This window comes from Schaedlerella arabinosiphila, from assembly GCF_003885045.1.
GTDB lineage: Bacteria > Bacillota > Clostridia > Lachnospirales > Lachnospiraceae > Schaedlerella > Schaedlerella arabinosiphila.
In genome coordinates this window covers 3,788,838-3,811,197 of sequence record NZ_RHJS01000002.1, presented here as the reverse complement: position 1 = coordinate 3,811,197, position 22,360 = coordinate 3,788,838, and the positions used below count along the sequence as shown (strand labels likewise).

Here is a 22,360-nt window from a genome sequence, read left to right as displayed (position 1 = left end):
AAAAAATGAAAGGAGACGATTACAATGAAACAATTTATGGATCAGGATTTTTTGTTAAGTACCGAAACTGCAAAGACATTATTTCATGAGCATGCGGCAAAAATGCCGATTCTGGATTACCACTGCCATATTAATCCGGAGGAGATCGCAAAGGACAGGAAGTTTGAGAATATCACCCAGGTATGGCTGGGCGGAGATCACTACAAATGGCGCCAGATGCGTTCCAACGGAGTAGACGAAAAGTATATCACAGGGGATGCTTCTGACAGGGAGAAGTTCCAGAAATGGGCGGAGACTCTGGAGAAGGCCATCGGCAACCCTCTGTATCACTGGAGCCATCTGGAGCTGCAGAGATATTTCGGCTATCATGGGCATCTGAATGGAAAGACGGCGGAAGAGGTGTGGAACCTCTGCAACGCGAAGCTGCAGGAAGACGGGATGAGCGTGCGCAATCTCATTCGTCAGTCCAACGTGACGCTTTTGTGCACCACGGACGATCCGGCGGATTCCCTGGAATGGCATAAGGCAATCGCAGAGGATGATACGTTCGAAGTTCAGGTGCTTCCGGCATGGAGACCAGATAAAGCAATGAACATTGAGAAGCCGGATTATGCGGAGTATCTCGTAAAATTAGGAGATGCGGCAGACATGGAGATTAAGAGCTTCGGGGATTTAAAGGCAGCTCTGAAAAAAAGAATGGAATTTTTTGACAGCATGGGCTGCAGGGTGTCGGACCATGCTCTGGAATACGTGATGTACGCACCGGCAGAGGAAACCCGGATCGAGGAGCTTTTTGCAAAGCGTATTCAGGGCGGTGCGCTGACGAAGGAAGAGGTGCTGCAGTTCAAGACGGCCTATATGATCTTCGTGGGGAAGGAATATCACCGTCTGGAATGGGCGATGCAGCTCCATTATGGATGCAAACGGGACAACAACGTATTCCGCTATGACCAGCTTGGGCCGGATACAGGATACGACTGCATCGACAATTATGCGCCGTCCGCACAGATGGCGGATTTTCTGAATGCATTGAATGCAACGGACCAGCTGCCAAAAACCATCATTTACAGCCTGAATCCCAACGACAACGCGGCCATCGGAACGATTCTGGGATGCTTCCAGGACGCAGGAACCGTGGGGAAGATCCAGCAGGGGTCCGCATGGTGGTTCAATGACCATAAAGCTGGCATGACAGAGCAGATGACGTCTCTGGCAAATCTGGGATTGCTGGGGAACTTTATCGGGATGCTGACGGATTCCAGAAGCTTCCTGTCTTATACCAGACACGAATATTTTCGGAGAATCCTGTGTGAATTGATCGGCGGATGGGTCGAGAACGGAGAATATCCGGCAGATATGGAAGTATTGGGAGGCATGGCGGAGGATATCTCCTATCGGAATGCGGTACGGTATTTCGGATTTCAGCTGTAAAGGATAACGGCATAAAAAAACTGCCGCATCAGGGGAAAACCCGGATGCGGCAGTTTTTTTCGAAGAAAAAGGAAGAAAAATATATTGCGTAGATTCTCCAAAAGCGGTTATAATAAAAGTGCGCATAATCAGATTTCAGGCGATAATAAAAGTGCGTATAATCAGATTTCGAGCAATAGTAAAAGTGCGCATAATCAGATTTCGGTATCGGTGGAAGTGCGCATAATCAGATGAGGGAGGATATGCTATGAAATTAAAAAGAAAAATTTACAATCGGCTTCTGGCCTGGAAAAAAGAATGCGGCGGTACAAAAGCAATCCTTATAGAAGGCGCGAGACGTATTGGAAAATCAACGATCTGCGAGGAGTTTGGAAAAAATGAATACAAAAGCTATCTGATCATTGACTTTGCCAAGGCGGCTTCGAACGTAAAGGAGTATTTTGAAAAATACTTAAATGACCTGGATACATTTTTTATGCTTCTGTCTGCAGAATATGGAAAGAAATTATATCAAAGGGATTCTCTGATCATTTTTGATGAGGTACAGATGTTTCCAAAAGCAAGGGAGGCAATAAAATATCTTGTTGCGGACGGAAGATATGATTATATTGAGACAGGTTCCCTGATCTCAATCAGGGAAAATGTAAAAGATATTGTTATACCGTCAGAAGAGAGACATCTGAAAATGTATCCGCTTGATTTTGAAGAATTTGCCTGGGCATTGGGAGAGGAGACTCTTATTGACTATATCAAGTCATGCTTCACGTCTCGGAAAGAACTGGAAAGAACCCTCCACAACAAGGCAATGCTCGTATTTAAACAGTATATCCTGATAGGAGGCATGCCGAAGAGCGTGGTGCTTTTTCTGGAAAATCATAAAGATTTTGGAAGCTCGGATCAGGAAAAACGGGATATCCTGGAGCTTTACCGAAGCGATATCATGAAGATAAATGCCAGATACCGAAGCAAGGTCATTTCCATATTTGATCAGATTCCCGGGCTTTTGTCACAGCATGAAAAGAGGATCGTGTTTAAACAGGTGAAGGAAGGCTCGTATGCCGGGCAGTATGAAGAAACATTTTTCTGGCTGTCAGATTCTATGATTTCGAACGAATGCTTTTTATGCAGCGATCCGAATGTCGGATTGTCAGCCAACGAAGCAAGAACATATGTAAAATGTTATTTGGGAGATACAGGTCTGCTTGTAAGCCATGCTTTTGACGAAAACGAACTTTTAGAGTCAGAGGTTTATAAGCAGATCCTCGCGGATAAGCTTTCCCTGAATGAGGGGATGCTGTATGAAAATGTAATTGCGCAGATGCTGACGGCAAATGGGCATAAGCTGTATTTTTATACACATTACAGTGAAGAAAAGCATCGGAATGATATGAAAATTGATTTTCTTCTTTCTAATAACAGTAAGCTCAAGTATAAGCTGTATCCGATTGAGGTAAAATCAGGAAACAATTATACGATAAAATCCATGCTGGCGTTTCGGGAAAAATACAAAGGCAGGATTGGGGAGTGCTATATAATCCATCCAAGAAACTTTATGGTCAGAGATGGGATCATATGCATCCCTCCGTATATGACCATATGTCTGTAGCTGATCTGTTTTTCTACCTATTTATCTCAGAAACCGTCGGAAAACAGGATCTGCGCGAACGGATTGTAAAAATCCCGTCCGCGCAGATCCTATTTTCCGGCAGTGTCTCTGTATTGCAGTGTACGAGACAGATGCGGCAGAATTATACGGCAAAAAACTATTCTGCCAGGCAGCGCTTCATGACCTCATAGGCACCCTGTGTCCGGATTTCTTCCAGATATCCTGCAACCGCGGACTCAAATCCATCCAGCAGGCTTAAGTCCTCGCCCCAGAAGCTTTCATTGGTGCATACGGCATGGGCCAGATCTGCAGCGCTGTCATCCTTGTGGGCTTCAAAAAATTCCAGAACACAGCGGTCATCCTTGATGGCATATTCTTCCGTACCCCGATGCCCAGTCAGGGAATCCTTCGCCAGATGATCCCCATTGAAAAACGCAATATAAAATGCAAAGGAAGCGGTGATGCATGCCGGGAGCTTTCCTGTTTTTTCCAAATACCCTTTCAGAGAAGGCATGACGCGGGCCTTCCACTTGGAGGTGGAATTGAGGGAGATCGCCAGCAGCGCATGGTCGATAAACGGATTCTTAAACCGTTCTGTCACGGATGCGGCGAAGTCCTCCAGCTCCGCTTTCGGAAGCGTCAGAGTGGGAATGATTTCCTCATAAATAGTTTTGTTCATAAATCCCCGGATGACCTCATCATTCATGCAGTCACGCACAATATTCTGACCGGCCAGATAAGCGCCCAGTACAAAGGAGGTATGCGCCCCGTTCAGGATACGAACCTTGCGCTGTTTATAGGGCTTATGATTGTCAGTGATCAGCACCGGAAGCCCGGCTTCTTCAAAGGGAAGCTCTTTTTTCAGGGACTGCGGGCCTTCGATCACCCAGAAGCCGAAGATCTCTCCGGTATCGATCAGCTGGTCGATATAGCCGTTCTCCTCATTGATCGAGTCAGCCTCCGCACGGGGATATCCTGTGACGATTCGGTCCACCAGTGTGGAACAGAAGATATTTTCATCCTGGATCCAGGCTGTAAAATCATCTCCCAGATTCCATTGTGCAGCATACTGGAGGACACACTTTTCCAGTTCTTTTCCATTGTTGTCGATCAGCTCGCAGGAAAGGATGACAAATCCTTTTCCGGTTTCCTTTCCGAACGTCCGGAAACGGCGGTACAAAAACTGCGTCAGCTTGCCCGGATAGCTGTCAGCCGGCGTATCGGCAAACTGGCAGGAAGGATCGTATACAATCCCTGCTTCGGTGGTATTGCAGGCGATATATCTCAGCTCCGGATTGTCCGCGCATGCAAGCAGCGCGTCAAATTCCGTGTATGGGTTCAGGCATCTGCTGACACAGGAAATGATCCGTTTCCGGCTGACCTTCTGTCCATCCTGGAAACCGCGAAGATATAAGGTATAGAGTCCTTCCTGCTCATTGATCATATCGGCAAGCCCCGGTGCGATGGGCTGGCACAGGACAACCTTGGAGTTGAAGCCGGTCTTTTCATTTAATACATCAATAAAATAGTCTACAAAAGCACGGAGAAAGTTGCCTTCTCCGAACTGCAGTACCCGTTCCGGCGCATCGGGAAGCAGGTAGCCGTCATAATTCATATCCTTTAATGTCTGATAACATAATTTTTTCATAACGATTCCTTTCCGTATTTGTAACGAACTCTGTCATCTGCCCGGCCCGCCGGCGTATAGAGCGGGCCAGGCAGATCACGAAGATTTTATAGTGTGCTGTTTCCGGATTATAGCGTAACGCCTTGCTTGAAGATCGCAAAGTCATGGAATCCGGCTTCCTCGGATTTTAATTTCTCGCCGGAAGCGGTCCGGATTACTTTGTCAAAAAGCTGGCGGGCCAGGTCGTCCAGCGGCGTCCCCTCGGCCATGGTTCCGCAGTTGAAATCGATCCAGTTGGACTTCCGCTCAAAGAGCGCGGAATTGGTGGAGATCTTCATGGTCGGAACCGGGCAGGCAAAGGGAGTTCCGCGTCCGGTGGTAAACAGAACGATATGCGCGCCTGATGCAGCCAGCGCCGTGGAGGCCACCAGGTCATTTCCCGGGGCGCTCAACAGATGCAGTCCCCTGCCGCGGATCGGCTCACCGTAGGAGAGGACTCCGCAGACCGGCGCGCTTCCCGACTTCTGGGTGCATCCCAGAGACTTATCCTCCAGAGTGGAGATACCGCCCTTTTTATTCCCCGGAGAAGGGTTCTCGTATATGGGCTGGTTGTGGCTTGTATAATATTCTTTAAAATCATTGATCAGATTTACGGTTTTATGGAACAGATCTTCCGTCTCACAGCGGTTCATGAGCTGGGTTTCCGCGCCGAACATTTCCGGAACCTCGGTCAGGATGGTAGTGCCGCCCTTAGAGATCAAAAGGTCGGAAAACGCGCCTACGGCAGGATTTGCCGTGATTCCGGAGAGGCCGTCGGAGCCGCCGCATTTCATGCCGATGATCAGTTCGCTGCAGGGGATCGGCTCCCGCCGGAACTGCCCCGCATATTCCGAAAGCTCCCGGATGATATCCAGGGCGTCAGCAATCTCATCTTCGGATTCCTGACAGACAAGGAAGCGGACGCGCTGCGGGTCATAGCTTCCGATGTATTTTTTCAGTTCCTCAATATTGCTGTTCTCACATCCCAGGCCGAGCATCAGTACGCCGCCCGCATTGGGGTGCCGGACCAGGTCGGCAAGGATCTGCCGGGTATGCTCCTGATCATCGCCCATCTGGGAGCAGCCGTAGGGGTGTGGAAACGCGGAGATCTCGTCGATCTGTTCCGTAAGATACACCTGGGCCTGCCGTTCGATGGCGGCTGCCACGTTATTGACACAGCCTACGGTCGGGATGATCCATATATTGTTGCGGACGCCGACTTTGCCGTCCGCCCTCCGGTAGCCCTGGAAAAATACGGGCTCAGAAGGCGTGACAGGAGTGCACTGCCTGTCATAGGTATAGGTGAGCACATCCCCCAGCCCTGTCCGCAGATTGTGGGTATGGACCCATGCGCCTGCAGACACAGGCTCTTTGGTAAATCCGATGGGGCATCCGTACTTGATCACCTGCCCGCCCTCCGGGAGATCTGTCAGAGTAAACTTATGCCCCTGTGGTATGTCTTCGGTCAGTACAACGGATTGTGAGTCCACCTGGAATGTCCTGCCCGCAGAAAGAGGGCAGAGGGCAACCGCTACGTTGTCCTGAGGATGAATTTTGATAAATTCCTGCATAAAGATTCCTTTCTGAAAAGAGAGTTCCTGTTAATATGTGACGAGTGGTTTGGTTCAGTTTTACATAATGTAAGCGCTTACATAAATTGTACTACAAAACAGGGGAGGAGTCAATAGAAAAAGAAAAAAGATAAAAATGAAGCGTTACTGTGAACAATAACGAACAGTTAGATAAAGTAGAAAAATTTAGGAATAGGGTTTGCAATTTTGTGAAAAATACTATAGAATTAAGAGTAGAAGATGAAAGAACTTACAATCATAGATTTTGTGAGTGCTTATAAGGATTGGGCCGGTTGTGGACTGTACGGCGGTATTCAAGAGGTGACAGGATGAACATTTACGATATAGCAAAGCTGTCGGGGGTTTCGATCGCTACCGTTTCCCGGGTTGTGAACGGAAGTCCGCGCGTCAGCGAAAAGACAAAGCAAAAAGTTCTTGCTGTGATGGAAGAAGCGGAATATACGCCCAATGTATTTGCCAGAGGTCTGGGGTTAAATTCCATGAAGACCATCGGAATCCTGTGTCCGGATATCTCCGACCAGTATATGGCGGAGGCTGTTTCTCATCTGGAAAAGCGTCTCCACGAATACGGATATGACTGTATCCTGAGCTGCAGCGGGAGCGCCCAGGAGGCCAGGGAGCATCATACCAAGCTCCTGCTTTCCAAGCGGATTGATACACTGATCCTTGTAGGATCTTTGTACGCCGGTTCGGGAAAGAATCCGGGAGAGACAGAATATGTCCGCGCAGCAGCGCAGCAGGTACCGGTATTCATGATCAATGGATATGTGGAGGGTGAAAATATCTACTGTTCCTACGGGGATGACCAGCAGGGGGCGTATGACGTAACTCAGGCGCTGATCCGCCGGGGAAAGAAGCGGATTCTTTTTTTGTATGATTCACAGACATACAGCGCGCGGCAGAAGATGCAGGGGTATGAAAGCGCGCTGGCAGATGCGGGATATCCCATACTTGGAGATTTGAAACATTATATCCGGCCGTTTGACATGCAGCAGCCGGATGGAGCCGGCCTTTCAGATTTTTCAGAAAGTTCATCAGGCTATATGCAGAACAAGGTGCTTTATGTAAAGGAAATGCTGCTGGCGCACAGGACGCTGGAATTTGACAGTGTGTTTGCATGCAATGACGGCCTGGCGGTAGGAGTGCTCAAATATGCCCGGGCAAAAGGGCTGAGTGTGCCGGAGGAGCTGAGCGTGGCAGGATATAATAACTCCACGATGGCTGTGTGCTGTGAGCCGGAGCTGACTTCGGTGGATAACCAGGTGAAGCGGCTCTGCAGCGATGCGGTCGACCGGATCTTGAAAGTGCTTCAGGGAGAAGAGGATGTGGAGCAGAACCATAAGGTGCGGTGTGAGATTGTAAGAAGATGCTCTACGGATTTTTGAGTGTTTGATTTATAGATCGGATGCAATTTATAAAAAATATAAGGAGGAACAACACATGTTACACGAAGTGAAATTTCAGTCATTCAACGAGCGCGACGAGGTTTATGGATGGATTTATGTCCCGGCGGCAGAGCCGAAGGGGATTGTCCAGATCATCCACGGATACGGCGAGCATTCCAGGCGTTATCTGCATATGATCGTGAAGTTCATGGACGCCGGCTTCATCGTGGCTGCCGACGACCACGTAGGCCATGGCAAGACCGCATTGGAGAATGATACCTGGGGCGACTGGGGAGACAAGGGCTGCCATACAATGATGGAGGACGAGCACAGACTGACAGAACTGGTATGTGAGAAATATCCGAATCTTCCGTATTTCCTGTTTGGCCACAGCATGGGGTCCTTTATCGTGAGGGACTACATAGCAAAATACGGAAGCAGGCTGGCAGGCGCGACGATCTGCGGGACTTCCGGCGTATTTCCGGGAGCAGAGGACGTGGCAAAGGAACTGGAAAAAGCAGTTGCCGACGGAAAAGGAAAAGAATCCGATCCGGCGTATGCAGGAAGCCTGCTTGGATGGATGTGCGAGCGCTGCGGGGAGGTTAGCATCGGAAATGAATGGATCTGTGCGGACCCCTATGTGCAGAGAGACCACGCGGAGGATCCCTTCGATGCGTTTACAAAGCCTACGCTGAATCAGTCCCTGCTTTATTTTGTGCAGATGATGAATGTGATCAATGGTACGGAATGGGCAGAAAAGGTTCCGAAGGAGCTTCCGATCTACAATATCGGAGGCGACCAGGATCCGGTGGGGCAGTATGGAAAGGGAATCTATGAGGTCAGCAACTGGCTGTACGAGACTGGGCATGCTGTGGATACCAAGGTATATTCTGGATTCCGCCATGAGATCCACAACTATGCTCAGATCAAGGATGAAGTAGAATACGGCATCATTGCATTCATGAATAAACATCTATAGGATGCCGGGCTTTGCCGGGAGCAGGACTGTATATCTGCGGTGTCATCCGCTAGAAATAAAAGACAGAAATGTCCTTTATCAACAGCATTTTTCAATAACTGTCAGGAATGCTCAGTGGTCTCCCGGCGAAATAATATGGGAGGGATGATCTTATGGACCGGCTTGTCTAAAGGAACCGGTTTTCTCTTTTTCTGTTCCGTCATCTGCTCTACAAGGAGGCGCACTGCTTCGTAGGCGAGTTTGTCGATCTGCTGTCCGACGGTGCTGATGGGAAGGACAGCCTCGCGGGATATGGGGGAATTGTCAAAACCAACCAGGAGATAATCCTCAGGCAGTGTGCCGTATTTTCGGATGAGCAGATTCAGCATCACATTGGCGAGCGTGTCGCTGGAAATGAAAATTCCCTTTTTTTGTCCCGGATAAAGGCTTTCCAGGTCGTCAAGGATTGTGCGTATCTGCGGCAGGGCACCTTTGTAGTCATGTCCGAATTCCTTCTGGATGATCCGGTATTCCAGGCTGTTCTCACGGCAGAAATCAGAAAAGCCGCTGAGACGTCCATGGGCAGGGACATCTTCTGACGCAGGGGAGTTGATATGGATCAGAATATCACATTTATGCCTGGCAAGAAGGGCAGCCGCCTGATATCCGCCCATGTGGTTATCCGTATTTACGCTGCACACATACCGGTCCTCGCGTTCGATCGTAACGATAGGGATCGAAAGGCCGGAAAGCTCTTTCGATGATATCGTATGGCTTAAAATAATCATACCTTCAATCTTATAGGCAAGCAGCTCCTGAATATAGCGGCGTTCTGTTTCTTCGTTTTTATTTCCGACAAATATCAGGAATTTATAATTGAAAACCTCATATGTGGATAAAATCTGATTCAATATTTCCGAATAGAAATGGTAATACAGATCCGGAATAATGATACCGATAAATTCTGTTTTCCCATTCGCAAGGATCCTTGCTACTTTATTCTCCTGATAACCCAGCTTAACAAGGGCGTCGGAAATAATCTGCTGATTTTTCAGCGTGAGAGAATCCGGATTATTAAAATATCTGGAAATCGTGGTTTTTGAAAAATTGGTGTAATCAGCGATATCGTTAAAAGTAACATTTTTTTTCTCTTTCATAGCTATAATGCCTTTCTTGTACTGCATATCCGGCTGCATGGCAGCGCTCGTATATATCCAAGTATAACAAAAACAAATTTTCCGGACAAGCTGTAATCGGTAAAGTAACCGGTTTTGTTGAATGTGCATAAATTCAGAAATCAAAAACCGTCATTTTTCATAAACTGATAATTCTTGTTTGACTTTCAACCTTCGGAATGATATTATATCTATAAAATAACCGGTTACAATGAGAACAGGAGGAATGAGTCATGAGAAAGAACGTATTAAGAGGAATTTCACTGGGGCTTGCCCTTGTGCTGGTGCCGGCCATGCTGACCGGATGCAGGTTCGGCTTCGCGAGTGACCCGGATGATCCGAATGAACCCGTTTTCGACACTTTGAAAATTTAAAAACTCCGATAATCCTTATAAATACTGGGATTGCCGGAGTTTTCTTTGGCAAAAAATGTTGTATGTAATCGCTATCCTAAAATTTTTTTTATTTTTTTATTCAGTTCCGTTGGTTTGTAATGAAGTCTATCCAAATCTAAAGATGTTAATTGGTTCAGTGCATCAAGTGCTTTGCTGCCATTGTAGAGTGCCATATACTCGACATCATGTATATTCGTTACATTCATGTTTTTCAATGTGGTGATCAGATTCTCCGGAGTGACATGTGTCCCCTGATCATCCAGCCTGGCCTCAAGCAAGCGATATACCAGCAATGCCGTATAGCATATCAGAAAGTGCGCCCTGATACGATTCGGCAATCGATGGTTTACAGGTCTCCCGGTGAAATTCGTTTTCATGATCCTGAAACAATCCTCTATCTGATATCTCTTGTGTGAAACTGCCAGAATTTCCTTGGCCGGGTCACAAAGGTTTGTTGCTGCGGCATAATATCCGTCATATTTCTCTTCTTCTGCAATCTTCGATTCGTCGAGAACATATTCAATGGTTGCTTTTTCGCCAGATTTTGTATGAGCGACCCGCTTCAAAAATCGTTTTACATCATTTGGCCCTTTTTTTATTTCTTCCGGATCTTTTTTCTCTAACAGCTTTCGTGCACGTTCGATTTGGCGGTCACGTACAGTTCTCTGATATTCCATCATTTTTCTTGAAAACGTTATGATCAGGCGCTGTTTGAGAGTGCCGGTTGCTTTCACGCGTTTGACTTTGCCATTTTTTAATATTTTTTCTTCGTACAGCCCAAGATCAATGACCTTATCTGCAAGGACTACCTTATACGCGAAATCATTATATAGTTTCAGGTTTTCTTTCTTGTGTCTGTCAAAGCCCTTCATATCTTCTATTTTTATCAAGGTGTCGTTGGACAGCAGCCGGTAATCGCAGTCATTGAATACCGCCTGTTTGAGTGCATTACTAAGTTTTTTGATGGACTGGGTCACAATAAAGGCCCGGCCCCCCATACTGTTAAATTTGCGGATGTTATAGGAACCCAGGCCGGCATCCGCACAATAAATGAATTTGGAACCATCTATCATTTTAAGGACTTCTTTTTCTAAAGGGATTGCCGTAAGCTGTTCACTGGTATTACCGGAATGGAGGCACATGGTGATGGGAATGCCCCTGCTGTCCATGAAAAGTCCCATCTCTACAATCGGGTTCGGGCGGTGTTCTTTGCTCAGGCCATATTTTCTCAATCCATGGATCACCTCACCGGTCACTTCATCCACGATATCTTCGTCGGGCTGTTCGCACTCGAAGTAGAAATTCGTACAGTCATAATAAAGGACAGAAGTATCACGTTTGACGATCGAATTGCTATACTTAAAAAGCCACATCAGGTAATCGTCATAATTATTTTCTAAAAGATCCATAAACCGGAGGATGTGCTGGTAATCGAAATCCGGCTGCTCGTAGTAGGAATCCCGGCGGTTCCAGGTGGCAAGCTTAGAGCTGGGATCCAGGATTCTCGCGTAGGTAAGGAAACGTGAGATTGTAAAACAGTCATATGTAACTCTCCGGGTGTCCGTTTTCTGGCGAAAGAATTCTTTAAGGCTGAGATGTTTCATAATATTCTGAAGAAAGAAATATCCGATGTTGACCCAGTTGGAGGAAGAGGCTTCAAGCTCTGTAGATTTCACCTTTTCGTTAAAATCGGCAGTCAGATTAAAAGTGACTTTACCAACGCGGTACTCTTCATTCATTTTTCTGATTTCTTCTCTGACATATGCTTCCGGATCGTCTGTTATTTTGAGAAGTTCAGAATGCTTCCCGAAGTTTTTGACATTTCGAGTGGTAGTTTTTTTCCCATTTCGGATTCCCTGCTGTGCGTAATAGGTAGGATCCTTGAGACGTTTATCAAAGTAAAGCTTCATAGAACATCACCTCAAAAACATTATATCACAAACATACAGCACATACAACATAAAAACAAGAAAAATTTGACAAAAAAATACGCCTACCATAAGGCTTTAGAACAATTTTTCATACTTGAAACTGTCGAAAACCCGATATTATATCTATAAAATAACCGGTTACAATGAGAACAGGAGGAATGAGTCATGAGAAAGAACGTATTAAGAGGAATTTCACTGGGGCTTGCCCTTGTGCTGGTGCCGGCCATGCTGACCGGATGCAGGTTCGGCTTCGCGAGTGACCCGGATGATCCGAATGAAGAGGTAAAAGAAGAGCCGATCGATACCTCTGTGGACACATTCGAGTACGACAGTGCGCTGTCAGGCACGAATATCACACTGTTAAACTCAAAGGCGGAGATTCAGGTGGCGCTGGAGAAGATGGGAGAGGAATTTGAGAAGAAGTCCGGGGTTCATGTGGAGGTGATGCCGGTAACAGACGATTCCCCTTATACAAAGGTAGTCAGCCTGTACAATTCAGGGAATCCGCCCACAATGTCCATCCTGGATACAACGGACGTCATTGCGCTGGCGGAGGAAAAAGCGGCGGATCTGTCGGAAGAGGACTGGACCGAAGAGGCGGAAGGCTATCTGACAGAGGTGAACGGCAAGGTATACAGCCTTCCTCTGTGCATTGAGGGACGAGGTGTGATCTATAATAAGACAGTGATCGAGGAAGCGCTTGGAGAGGAATTTGACCCGGATTCGATTACTACGCTGGAGAATTTTACAGCGCTTCTGGACAGGCTGGTAGATGCCGGTATCGAGAAGCCTGTCTCTATGGCAAAGGAAGACTGGTCACTGGGGGCGCATCACCTGCAGTTTGTCTATGAGACCTATGACGGGACTTCCGAAGGTGCACAGGAAGTGATTAAACAGATCAAGGATGGGACGATGGACTTACATTCCTATGACCGGATGCAGGAATTTCTGGATATGTTTGATGTCTTAAAAGAGTACAATGTGGCCAAAGGGGACCCGCTGGGAGCGGACTATGACGAGATGGCGATCGACCTTGCGGACGGAAAGACGGCATTCTGGTTTAATGGAAACTGGGCATGGCCGAACCTTTCCGAAGCAGGAGCAGAGAATGAGGATGCATATGGTTTCCTGCCCTATTTTATGAACAACGATGAGGACGATTTTGCAAACAGGCAGATCCAGGGGTCTCCCTCCAAGCAGGTGATGCTGGACGGACAGCTTGCCTCAGAAAAAGAACAGGCTGCGGCAAAAGAATTTTTAAACTGGATCGTTTACAGTGAGATCGGACAGCAGATGATGGTTAAGACCTGCAATCTGATCCCGCCGTTTCAAAATAATCCATATGAGCCAAGCGATCCGCTGAGCCGAGATATCTATGAAAAAGTACATGAGGGCCGTGCATTTAATGCATCTGCGATCGTACCAAATGACCATTGGGCCGTGCTGGGCGCCGCAATGCAGAAGTATCTTGCGGAACGCAGTGACAGGGAAGAACTGATCACGTCGGTTCAGGAATATTGGGATGAACAGGAATAGAGGAGGACATGATGAAGTCGAAAAATAATGGAAAAGATTTCTGTATTTTTGCGCTGCCGGGACTGTTTTGCTTTATTGCAGTCGTAATCATTCCGTTTGTATATGGAGTGTATCTGACCATGACAGACTGGAACGGAGTATCTGCCGTAAAGAACTTTGTGGGGCTGAAAAATTTCGGAGGAGTGATGAAGGACGTACAATTCTGGACCTCGCTGCTCCTGACATTTAAATATGTGATTTTTGTGGTTGTGATCGTAAATGTGATGGCATTTGGAATTGCCTATCTTCTGACCAGGGGGATGAAAGGACAGAATTTCTTCCGTGCGGGATTTTTTACGCCAAATCTGATCGGGGGAATTGTACTGGGATATATCTGGCAGTTTGTATTTTCCAGAGTCTTTGTAAATATCGGAGAATCCACGGGATGGACTGCGTTTGAGGTGTCCTGGCTCTCTGACCCGTCAAAGGCATTTGCGGCGTTAGTGCTTGTATCTGTATGGCAGTTGTCGGGCTATATGATCCTGATCTATGTGGCCGGATTTATGGGACTCAGTGAAGATGTTATGGAAGCGGCAAGTATCGACGGCGCTTCTGGATGGAGAAAGATGAGGAGTATCGTGATGCCGCTTATGATGTCCTCCGTGACCATCTGCCTGTTTTTAACGCTTTCCCGCGCGTTCATGGTATATGATGTGAACTTATCACTGACAGCAGGCGCGCCTTACGGGACTACGGAAATGGCGGCCATGCATGTTTATGAGAAGGCATTTACATCCAGGCAGTTCGGTGTGGGCCAGGCGGAAGCATTGATCCTGTTTATCATTGTAGCGTGCATCAGCGGGATCCAGGTATATCTGACAAAGAAGAAGGAGGTTGAGGCATAATGCAGCAGACAGTAGTGGGCGGAACAAAAAAGAAAGCGGCAAATATGCTGGCAATGGCCGGATTGATCATTATATTTATTGCGTACATGTTTCCATTCCTCATGGTGGTGATCAATTCGCTGAAGCAAAAACGAGATATCATCAAAAGCCCGTTTTCCTGGCTGTTTACGATCAAGGGCTTATCGTTTGACAACTTTGTAAAGGCATTTACGCAGATGGATTTCCTGAACGCGTTTAAAAATTCTCTGATCGTAACGGTATCGGCAACGGCGCTCGTGACCTTGTTCGCGGCAATGCTGGCATACTATATCGTACGCCATAAAAACTGGATTTCAAAAATCACGTTTGCCCTGATGGTGGCTTCCATGATCATTCCGTTCCAGGCGATCATGATCCCGCTTGTGAGCATTTACGGCGGAACGCTGAATATATTGAACCACCGGCTGACATTGATTTTCATGCATACCGGATTTTCCATGGCGATGTCGGTATTTATGTTCCATGGATTTATCAACGGAAATATACCGATCGCGCTTGAGGAAGCGGCTTATATTGACGGGTGTACACATTCCCAGACATTTTTCAAGATTGTATTTCCTCTGCTCAAGCCGATCATTTCCACGATGGTGATCTTAAATGCGCTGGCATTCTGGAATGATTTTCTTCTGCCGTCGCTGGTACTGACGGATAAAGAGCTGCTGACACTGCCGCTGTCTACCTACAGCTTTTATGGAACCTACTCGGCAGACTACGGTACGATCATGGCAGGACTTCTGCTGTGTGTTGTTCCGATCCTGATCTTGTATGTGGTACTGCAGAAACAGATCATCAATGGCGTGGTAGCAGGAGCTGTAAAATAAGAGCTTTTTAAAATAACAGCAGGAAAGGGGAAGCACGTGAAAAATACATTGCATTTAAAAGCGCCCGGAAATTGGATAAATGATCCAAACGGATTTATTTATTACCAGGGAAGGTATCACCTGTTTTACCAGTGCTTCCCCTATGCGCCCGTATGGGGAACCATGCATTGGGGGCATGCGGTAAGTGAAGACCTGGTGCATTGGGAGCATCTGGATATCGCGGTATTCCCGACTAAAAGATATGACAGCAACGGAGTATTTTCCGGAAGCGCGTTAGAGAAAGACGGCAGGCTGTACCTCTATTATTCCGCAGTGCGGTATCTGGAAGAAGAGGAAGAAAATATCCATATCCCGGTGCAGGACGTCTACGAAACAAGCCAGGCAATGATGGTTTCTGAGGATGGATTTCAATTTGACAACTGGAACGGGAAAAGACAGATCATTCCGGTGATCCGGGATGAACAGATTGCTGACGCGGGACATACGCGCGATCCAAAAGTATGGTATGACAGCGGAAGCTATTATATGGTCCTGGGCAGTACGTTCAGGGAAAAGGAAGGCCGCGCCGTGTTTTTCCGGAGCAGGGACGGGGAACACTGGCAGTATGCCGCGCAGTATAGGAACCCAAGCTTCGGCAGGATCCTGGAATGTCCGGATTTATTCCGGCTGCGAGACAGATATGTGTTTGTCGGATCCGCAATGTATGTGGAGGACGCGGCGAAAGGATATGAACACCAGTCGGTCACCGCACTGGCAGAGTTTGACAGCCGTACATGCACCATGGAAATATCCTCGGAATTTCAATATGTGGATTACGGTATGGATCTGTACGCTCCCCAGACCAATGTGGACCGGGAGGGAAGAAGGGTGCTGATCGGCTGGATGAGGATGCCGGAGGCTGTAAAGGAAGAAGGAAAAAAAGACTGGAACGGGATGATGAGCCTCCCGAGGGTCGTGGAGATCGCAGGGGAACATATTTATTTCAGAATCCATCCGGAGGTGGAAAAATATTTTTCCGCAGAAAAGGAAGATAAGAGGCATTTGGATCCGGGTATGCCCTGCCGTATCAAAACAACTCTGTCGGAAGGGGAATATCTGGAAATCGGAGGGTACAGGATCTGGGTTGAAAATGGATCTGTGAAAACGGACCGGAGCCGGGTATTTGCCGGGGCAGATGGCCGGGCAGCGGTGTGTGGCACGCCGGCAGGCCTGGAACACTGCAGTTTGGATATATTTGTGGAACCGAATCTGATTGAGGTCTTTATTAATGACGGCGAATATGTGATCAGTAATGTGGTCTATGGGCTGGAAAACTGGATTACAGGATATGTGGAACATGTTTATACAGGATGAATGGGCTGCAACTGTACAGCTGGAATAAAAAGGCGCCTGCTGTGCCGGAGGAGAGAACTCCGGCGCGGCAGGCGCTTTCTGCATATCAGGGAAGGACAGGATACTGTTGATGACGGTGCATGATGGGAGGGATGATCCATTTGGCACTAACGGATAACGCCAAATTTGTTTTTCTCTTTGTTGAAATAAGAGACAGGGCAAGCTTATAATAAACATACGATGAAGAAAACGTGATTGGCCGATCACACTTCTGAATACCAAAAGAAAATGAGGTGTGAAATCTATGAAAGAAAAAGTACAGTTATTTGGAAGGTCCTTAAGCGGAATGGTTATGCCGAATATCGGCGCGTTTATCGCATGGGGACTGATTACCGCGCTGTTTATTGAGACAGGCTGGATGCCCAATGAGCGGATCGCGCAGCTGGTCGGGCCTATGTCCTCCGTACTTCTGCCCCTGCTGATCGCATATACGGGAGGGAATATGGTCGCGGGACAGCGGGGAGGCGTGATCGGTGCCATAGCAGCCATGGGTGTGATCGTGGGTTCGGACGTTCCCATGTTTATCGGGGCAATGATCGTAGGCCCTCTTTCCGCATGGGTGATCAAAAAGTTTGACAAGCTGATGGAGAATCATGTGAAAGCCGGATTTGAGATGCTGGTGAACAATTTTTCACTGGGGATCATCGGTGCCGTTCTTGCGGTTCTTGCCATGTTCGGTGTGACGCCGCTGGTGAGCACGCTCAATCACTGGATGAGCATCGGGGTTGGTTTTTTTGTAGACCATGGCATCCTTCCGCTGACCAGCTTATTTATCGAACCGGCCAAGGTTCTGTTTTTGAACAATGCCATCAATCACGGGATTCTCTCTCCGATGGGGATCCAGCAGGTGGAGGAAATGGGCAAATCCATCTTCTTCCTGTTAGAAGCCAATCCGGGTCCCGGGCTGGGTGTCCTGCTGGCTTACTGTATTGCCGGAAAAGGAAATGCGAAGAGCTCAGCGCCCGGCGCGGTGATCATTCATTTTTTCGGGGGGATTCATGAGATCTATTTCCCATATATCCTCATGAATCCCCTGCTCCTCCTGGCAACCATCGCAGGCGGGGCAGCCGGAGTGTTTACCTTCAGCCTGATGGGCGTGGGACTGACGGCACCGGCTTCACCGGGCAGTATCCTGGCATTGGTGATGATGGCGGAGCGGCATTGCTATGTGGGGCTGTTCCTTGGAGTGCTGATCGCGGCGGTGGTTTCCTTTGTGATCGCGGTTCCGCTTTTGAAGTTCATGGGAAAGGACACCTCCCTGGAGGAAGCACAGCAGAAAAAGGATGCCATGAAGAAACAGGCAAAGGGAATCCAGGATGACAGCAGCCCGGCGGCAGAGCCTGTGCAGGGAGCCGCAAAGGGACAGGGCCGGATTCGAAAAATCGCCTTTGCATGTGACGCGGGAATGGGCTCCAGCGCCATGGGAGCTACGGTTCTGAAAAAGAAGATCGCGGCAGCAGGACTGGGAGGAATTGAGGTGATACATACGCCGGTGTCCAGTATTCCGGCCGATGTAGAGATCGTAGTGACCCACCAGGAGCTGGGGGAGCGGGCACAGCGCAGCAATCCCAATGCGGAGAGGATTCTGATCACGAACTTCCTGGCGGCGCCGGAATACGACATTCTGGTAGAAGATTTGAAGAAGAGAAATCAGGCATAGAGGGTTCGTCTGCCGAAAGTCTGCATGGAATCCGGGGATTTTTCGGCAGGCGGATGAAATATACAAAAGGATGGAGAGCTATGGATATTTCGGCTCGTATGAGACAGATCCTGCTGGCGCTGCTTCATGAAAACGGACCTATTTCCGTGAAGCTTCTGGCAGAACAGATCGGCGTGAGCAAACGAACGGTTCAAAGAGAACTGGAATATATGGAACGTACGCTGAAAGGGTATGAAGTCCGCTTTACGTCCAAAACCGGTGTGGGCGTCTGGCTGGAAGGCGGTGAAGAGGAAAAGAAACGGCTTCTCGCAGAGATCAGCCGGGGCGATTCCTATGACGTCAGCAACCGGGAGGACAGGCGGAAGCGGCTGGTTCTGGAGATCCTGAAGGAAAAGGGGCTGAAAAAGCTGTATTATTACAGCAGCCAGTTCGGCGTCAGTGAGGCTACGGTCAGCGCGGATTTGGAATCCGTGGAAAGCTGGCTGGGACAGTTCGGGCTGCAGATCAGCCGGAAGCCGGGAAGCGGGATTGAAACCAATGGAAGCGAAGAGGACTACCGCAGGGCAATCCGTGCGTTTATTGAAGAAAATATCAATACAAATATACTCCGGGAAGCCTATGAGGAAGATACCTCGGTGTTAGATCCCCAGGATGTTCTGATCAAAAGCGGGATCGGGCAGGTGCTGAACAACGATGTGCTGAAACGGGTCATTCGATGCATCACGGATATGGATCATCTCCAGGTGAAATCCATGACGGAAAATTCCTATGTAGGGCTCGTGATCCACATCACCATAGCGATTGACCGGATATTAAAGGACGAGATGATCGAGCCGGGCAGCGGCTGGATGGAGGGGATGGATCGGGATGAGGATTACCGGCTTTCGGAAGAGATTGCCGCAAAGCTGGAGGCAGAATTTGGTATCCGCTTTCCGGAGCTGGAGGTTTCCTACATATGCCTGCATATCAAGGGGGCCAAGCATGAGCGGGTTCGGTGGGATTCCCGGGAGGCGCTGTCGATCGAAAACCGGGAGCTGCAGTATCTGGTGAATGAGATGATCGATGCCTTTGACCCGATGCAGGCATGCCTGCTCAAACAGGACGAGGAATTTATCCAGGGGCTTTTGGCCCATCTGCAGCCGACACTCATCCGCATCATGTACGGGATGCACATTCAGAATCCGATGCTCGGGGAGATTCGGGAGAGTTACCCGGAGATTTACCGAAAATGCGGCAATGTGGCGGCAGTTCTAAAGAAAAAGACCCAGAGGGAAGTGCCGGAGGAGGAGACAGGCTTTCTGACGGTTCACTTCGGGGCGGCCGTATTCCGCCTGGAGGGACGCAAGGAAAGCATACGGAAGGTGCATGTGGGAGTGATCTGCTCCAGTGGCATCGGAATCTCCCGGCTGATGGTATCCAAGCTGGAGAAGACTTATAAAGACCGGATGATCCTGACTGCATACGGGAAAAACGACATCACTCCATATATCATCGGGAAAACGGATTTTCTCATTTCCACGATTCCCATGGAGCCTCAGGACATCCCGGTGGTTTTCGTGAATCCGCTCCTGAATAAAGGAAATATGGAAGAAATACGGGAGATGATCCTGAGGTATGAGAGGATGCCGGAGAAGCAAAAAGAGGAAAATGAGTTTTCTTCGAAGCTGGAAGAGATCAACCTGGTGGCGGTGCAGATCAGGACAATCCTGAAAAATATGGAGTTCTTTAAGGTGGGCAATGATATTACCTTTGAGGAGCTTTTGATCGCGATAGGGGAAAAAATGTCCCCCTATTCGGACCGCAGCGGGCAGATTCAGGAAGACCTGATGCGCAGGGAACGGATTTCATCCCAGGTCTTTGCGGAATTTGGGTTTGCGCTTCTGCATACCCGGACAAAGGGCGTGCTCCGTCCGGAATTTGCAGTCTGCGTGACAAAAGACCTGGGAGCATTTCATGATCCTTATTTTAAGGGAATCCGGACCGTGATCATTATGCTGGTGCCGATTGACGAGAATGGACAGGTCAATAACGAGATTATGGGATATATCAGCAGTATGCTGATCGAAGAGTATGAATTTCTGGAAGTGCTGTCACGGGGGGACAAGGAAGAGATTCGGGAACTGCTTTCCCGGTATCTGAAGGAATACTTCAACCGGTATCTGGCGAAGGTGTGAAACACAGATGCCGCTATGCTGCTGTGAATACCGTAGGTGTGAATCATAACTGGCGCTATCTGATAGTGCCAAATCCCCGTTTCTATTTGTTGAAAACAGCCGTTTACGGGGCATATAATGAGGACACAGGAAACAAACACCCCGGGGAAATGAAAGAGATAGAGAGGACACAGGTGGTCAATATGTTTTTTAAGAAGAAGGAAGAAAAAAAAGAAAAGAAGGAATTGCTGTACCGTGAAAACGTACATGTAAACTGCGAATCAGATACAAAGGAAAACATCATCCGCAAGGTGGGACAGATGCTGGTGGATTCCGGCTATGTGGAGCAGCCTTATGTAGACGGGATGGTGGAGAGGGAAAAAACATTTTCCACATTTATGGGAAACGGCCTTGCGCTTCCTCATGGAATTGAAGCAGTGAAGGACCAGATCAAGTCGTCCGGGATCGCCGTGATGACATTTCGGGATTATGTGGACTGGGACGGGGAAGAAGTGAAGGTGGTGATCGGGATTGCCGGAGTGGGAGAGGAGCATATGGATATCCTGTCATCCATCGCAGAGAAGATGCTGGATGATGCCACTGCGGAACAGATCAGGACCTGTGATGGGGACACGCTGTATCAGATTCTTTCCGGAAAGGAGTAGACCAGGATGATCATAACAGTAACGATGAACCCGGCCATTGACAAGACGGTGGAGATTGACACTCTGAAACCCGGCGGCCTGAACCGAATCCGGAAGGTGGAGTATGACGCGGGCGGCAAGGGGATCAATGTCTCCAAGACTATCCATGAGCTGGGCGGCGAGAGCATCGCGACCGGTTTTTTGGGAGGGAATGCCGGCAGGACAATAGAAAATGTGCTGGACGCGCGGAAGATCCGGCATGATTTTATCTGGGTAGACGGGGAGACAAGAACCAATACCAAGGTCTTTGAAGAGAATGGGGCGGTTACGGAACTGAACGAACCGGGGCCGGCTATTTCGGAAGATCAGATGCAGGAATTTATGAAGAAGCTGGAAGGCTATGCAGGGGAGGACACGCTGATCGTCCTGTCCGGCAGCATTCCCGGCGGAGTGGGCAAGGATATCTATGCGAGGATCATCCGGATGGCCCATGAGAAAGGCTCCCAGGTGCTGATGGATGCGGACGGCGAGGTGTTCCGCCTGTCTCTGGAGGCAGGGCCGGACATGATCAAGCCCAACCGGGTGGAACTGGAGGAGTATGCCGGGATTGATTATCGGGCGTCCGGTAAGGAGCTTCTGGAGATGACCAGGAAGCTGATGGAAAAGGGAATCCATACGGCTGCGGTCTCCATGGGAAAGAGCGGAGCTATGTTTGTCAAAGGCGGATATGAAGCAGTCTGCCCGGCCCTTTCGGTGAAGGCACATTCTACGGTAGGCGCCGGAGACGCGATGGTGGCGGCGCTGGCTTATGCATGGGATCAGAAGCTGGGAGATGAGGAAACGGTCAGGCTGTGTATGGCGGCATCGGCAGGAGCGGTTACAACGGTCGGCACAAAGCCTCCTGCAAAGGAACTGGTGGAAGAGCTGAAAACGCAGGTGAAGATTGAGAGCGCGCGGTAAGTTTGTACTTATGCGGGGGAAGGATTCAGTCAGAATAGCGGCAAGAGAAAGGCAATTGCGAATCACTCTTGTGTGAAAGCGTAGGAATGTAACTGAGCACAGATGTTGGAAAGCAGAAATAAATTATAGAAG

Annotated in this window: 17 protein-coding genes; 13 read left to right on the top strand and 4 right to left on the bottom strand. The window is 48.5% G+C overall.

What is annotated here, in order from left to right:
- Positions 1-24: 24 nt before the first annotated feature.
- On the top strand, positions 25-1,431 hold the full coding sequence (gene uxaC, locus EBB54_RS18215) for a glucuronate isomerase (protein WP_125128458.1): 1,407 nt from the start codon (positions 25-27) through the stop codon (positions 1,429-1,431).
- A 247-nt stretch (positions 1,432-1,678) separates the two neighbouring features.
- A complete protein-coding gene (locus EBB54_RS18210; protein WP_125128457.1) occupies positions 1,679-3,037 on the top strand; it encodes an ATP-binding protein in 1,359 nt (452 codons plus the stop codon).
- 157 nt (positions 3,038-3,194) lie between these two features.
- Here EBB54_RS18210 and EBB54_RS18200 read toward each other — a convergent pair whose 3' ends face one another.
- Together EBB54_RS18200 and EBB54_RS18195 are read right to left on the bottom strand one after the other, a co-directional pair.
- On the bottom strand, positions 3,195-4,685 hold the full coding sequence (locus EBB54_RS18200) for a tagaturonate reductase (RefSeq protein WP_125128455.1): 1,491 nt from the start codon (positions 4,683-4,685) through the stop codon (positions 3,195-3,197).
- Between the two features lie 107 nt (positions 4,686-4,792).
- A complete protein-coding gene (locus EBB54_RS18195; RefSeq protein WP_125128454.1) occupies positions 4,793-6,274 on the bottom strand; it encodes a UxaA family hydrolase in 1,482 nt (493 codons plus the stop codon).
- 329 nt (positions 6,275-6,603) lie between these two features.
- On the opposite strand from EBB54_RS18195, the gene EBB54_RS18190 reads away from it, so the two are divergent.
- Both EBB54_RS18190 and EBB54_RS18185 read left to right on the top strand, forming a co-directional pair.
- Positions 6,604-7,680: a LacI family DNA-binding transcriptional regulator gene (locus EBB54_RS18190; protein WP_125128453.1), complete on the top strand. Its 1,077-nt coding sequence runs from the start codon at positions 6,604-6,606 to the stop codon at positions 7,678-7,680.
- 55 nt (positions 7,681-7,735) lie between these two features.
- Positions 7,736-8,659, top strand: a complete 924-nt coding sequence (locus EBB54_RS18185; protein WP_125128452.1) for an alpha/beta fold hydrolase — start codon at positions 7,736-7,738, stop codon at positions 8,657-8,659.
- A gap of 101 nt (positions 8,660-8,760) precedes the next feature.
- On the opposite strand, the gene EBB54_RS18180 is transcribed toward EBB54_RS18185, so the two are convergent.
- Positions 8,761-9,795 (bottom strand): LacI family DNA-binding transcriptional regulator, encoded by a 1,035-nt coding sequence (locus EBB54_RS18180; protein WP_044984869.1) that lies wholly within the window; start codon positions 9,793-9,795, stop codon positions 8,761-8,763.
- Between the two features lie 251 nt (positions 9,796-10,046).
- On the opposite strand from EBB54_RS18180, the gene EBB54_RS30225 reads away from it, so the two are divergent.
- Positions 10,047-10,187: a hypothetical protein gene (locus tag EBB54_RS30225; protein WP_154677802.1), complete on the top strand. Its 141-nt coding sequence runs from the start codon at positions 10,047-10,049 to the stop codon at positions 10,185-10,187.
- 71 nt (positions 10,188-10,258) lie between these two features.
- On the opposite strand, the gene EBB54_RS18175 is transcribed toward EBB54_RS30225, so the two are convergent.
- Complete coding sequence (locus EBB54_RS18175) at positions 10,259-12,118, bottom strand: IS1634 family transposase (RefSeq protein ID WP_125127523.1); 1,860 nt, start codon at positions 12,116-12,118, stop codon at positions 10,259-10,261.
- A gap of 186 nt (positions 12,119-12,304) precedes the next feature.
- On the opposite strand from EBB54_RS18175, the gene EBB54_RS18170 reads away from it, so the two are divergent.
- The 8 genes from EBB54_RS18170 (at position 12,305) to pfkB (ending at position 22,228) form a co-directional block, all read left to right on the top strand.
- The gene (locus tag EBB54_RS18170) at positions 12,305-13,675 is read left to right on the top strand and encodes an ABC transporter substrate-binding protein (RefSeq protein ID WP_125128451.1); all 1,371 of its coding nucleotides are present in this window, start codon (positions 12,305-12,307) and stop codon (positions 13,673-13,675) included.
- Between the two features lie 11 nt (positions 13,676-13,686).
- Positions 13,687-14,559: a carbohydrate ABC transporter permease gene (locus EBB54_RS18165; RefSeq protein WP_016296241.1), complete on the top strand. Its 873-nt coding sequence runs from the start codon at positions 13,687-13,689 to the stop codon at positions 14,557-14,559.
- Positions 14,559-15,419, top strand: a complete 861-nt coding sequence (locus EBB54_RS18160) for a carbohydrate ABC transporter permease (protein ID WP_016296242.1) — start codon at positions 14,559-14,561, stop codon at positions 15,417-15,419. Before EBB54_RS18165 ends, EBB54_RS18160 begins: the two co-directional genes overlap by 1 nt.
- 36 nt (positions 15,420-15,455) lie before the next feature.
- Positions 15,456-16,772 carry a glycoside hydrolase family 32 protein gene (locus tag EBB54_RS18155; RefSeq protein ID WP_125128450.1) on the top strand — a complete coding sequence of 439 codons (1,317 nt, stop codon included), beginning with the start codon at positions 15,456-15,458 and terminating at the stop codon, positions 16,770-16,772.
- Positions 16,773-17,055: 283 nt separating this feature from the next.
- Entirely contained in the window at positions 17,056-18,471 is a 1,416-nt protein-coding gene (locus EBB54_RS18150; protein WP_016296245.1) for a PTS mannitol transporter subunit IICB, read from the top strand.
- Positions 18,472-18,551: 80 nt separating this feature from the next.
- A complete protein-coding gene (locus EBB54_RS18145) occupies positions 18,552-20,645 on the top strand; it encodes a BglG family transcription antiterminator (protein WP_125128449.1) in 2,094 nt (697 codons plus the stop codon).
- Between the two features lie 149 nt (positions 20,646-20,794).
- Positions 20,795-21,289: a PTS sugar transporter subunit IIA gene (locus tag EBB54_RS18140; protein ID WP_243127717.1), complete on the top strand. Its 495-nt coding sequence runs from the start codon at positions 20,795-20,797 to the stop codon at positions 21,287-21,289.
- Positions 21,290-21,295: 6 nt separating this feature from the next.
- The gene (gene pfkB / locus EBB54_RS18135; RefSeq protein ID WP_004070073.1) at positions 21,296-22,228 is read left to right on the top strand and encodes a 1-phosphofructokinase; all 933 of its coding nucleotides are present in this window, start codon (positions 21,296-21,298) and stop codon (positions 22,226-22,228) included.
- The last annotated feature ends 132 nt before the right edge of the window (positions 22,229-22,360 follow it).

Coding starts and splice junctions, on each gene's coding strand:
- uxaC (WP_125128458.1), top strand. CDS start 25: ATGAAACAATTTATGGATCAGGATTTTTTGTTAAGTACCGAAACTGCA.
- EBB54_RS18210 (WP_125128457.1), top strand. CDS start 1,679: ATGAAATTAAAAAGAAAAATTTACAATCGGCTTCTGGCCTGGAAAAAA.
- EBB54_RS18200 (WP_125128455.1), bottom strand. CDS start 4,685: ATGAAAAAATTATGTTATCAGACATTAAAGGATATGAATTATGACGGC.
- EBB54_RS18195 (WP_125128454.1), bottom strand. CDS start 6,274: ATGCAGGAATTTATCAAAATTCATCCTCAGGACAACGTAGCGGTTGCC.
- EBB54_RS18190 (WP_125128453.1), top strand. CDS start 6,604: ATGAACATTTACGATATAGCAAAGCTGTCGGGGGTTTCGATCGCTACC.
- EBB54_RS18185 (WP_125128452.1), top strand. CDS start 7,736: ATGTTACACGAAGTGAAATTTCAGTCATTCAACGAGCGCGACGAGGTT.
- EBB54_RS18180 (WP_044984869.1), bottom strand. CDS start 9,795: ATGAAAGAGAAAAAAAATGTTACTTTTAACGATATCGCTGATTACACC.
- EBB54_RS30225 (WP_154677802.1), top strand. CDS start 10,047: ATGAGAAAGAACGTATTAAGAGGAATTTCACTGGGGCTTGCCCTTGTG.
- EBB54_RS18175 (WP_125127523.1), bottom strand. CDS start 12,118: ATGAAGCTTTACTTTGATAAACGTCTCAAGGATCCTACCTATTACGCA.
- EBB54_RS18170 (WP_125128451.1), top strand. CDS start 12,305: ATGAGAAAGAACGTATTAAGAGGAATTTCACTGGGGCTTGCCCTTGTG.
- EBB54_RS18165 (WP_016296241.1), top strand. CDS start 13,687: ATGAAGTCGAAAAATAATGGAAAAGATTTCTGTATTTTTGCGCTGCCG.
- EBB54_RS18160 (WP_016296242.1), top strand. CDS start 14,559: ATGCAGCAGACAGTAGTGGGCGGAACAAAAAAGAAAGCGGCAAATATG.
- EBB54_RS18150 (WP_016296245.1), top strand. CDS start 17,056: ATGAAAGAAAAAGTACAGTTATTTGGAAGGTCCTTAAGCGGAATGGTT.
- EBB54_RS18145 (WP_125128449.1), top strand. CDS start 18,552: ATGGATATTTCGGCTCGTATGAGACAGATCCTGCTGGCGCTGCTTCAT.
- EBB54_RS18140 (WP_243127717.1), top strand. CDS start 20,795: ATGAAAGAGATAGAGAGGACACAGGTGGTCAATATGTTTTTTAAGAAG.
- pfkB (WP_004070073.1), top strand. CDS start 21,296: ATGATCATAACAGTAACGATGAACCCGGCCATTGACAAGACGGTGGAG.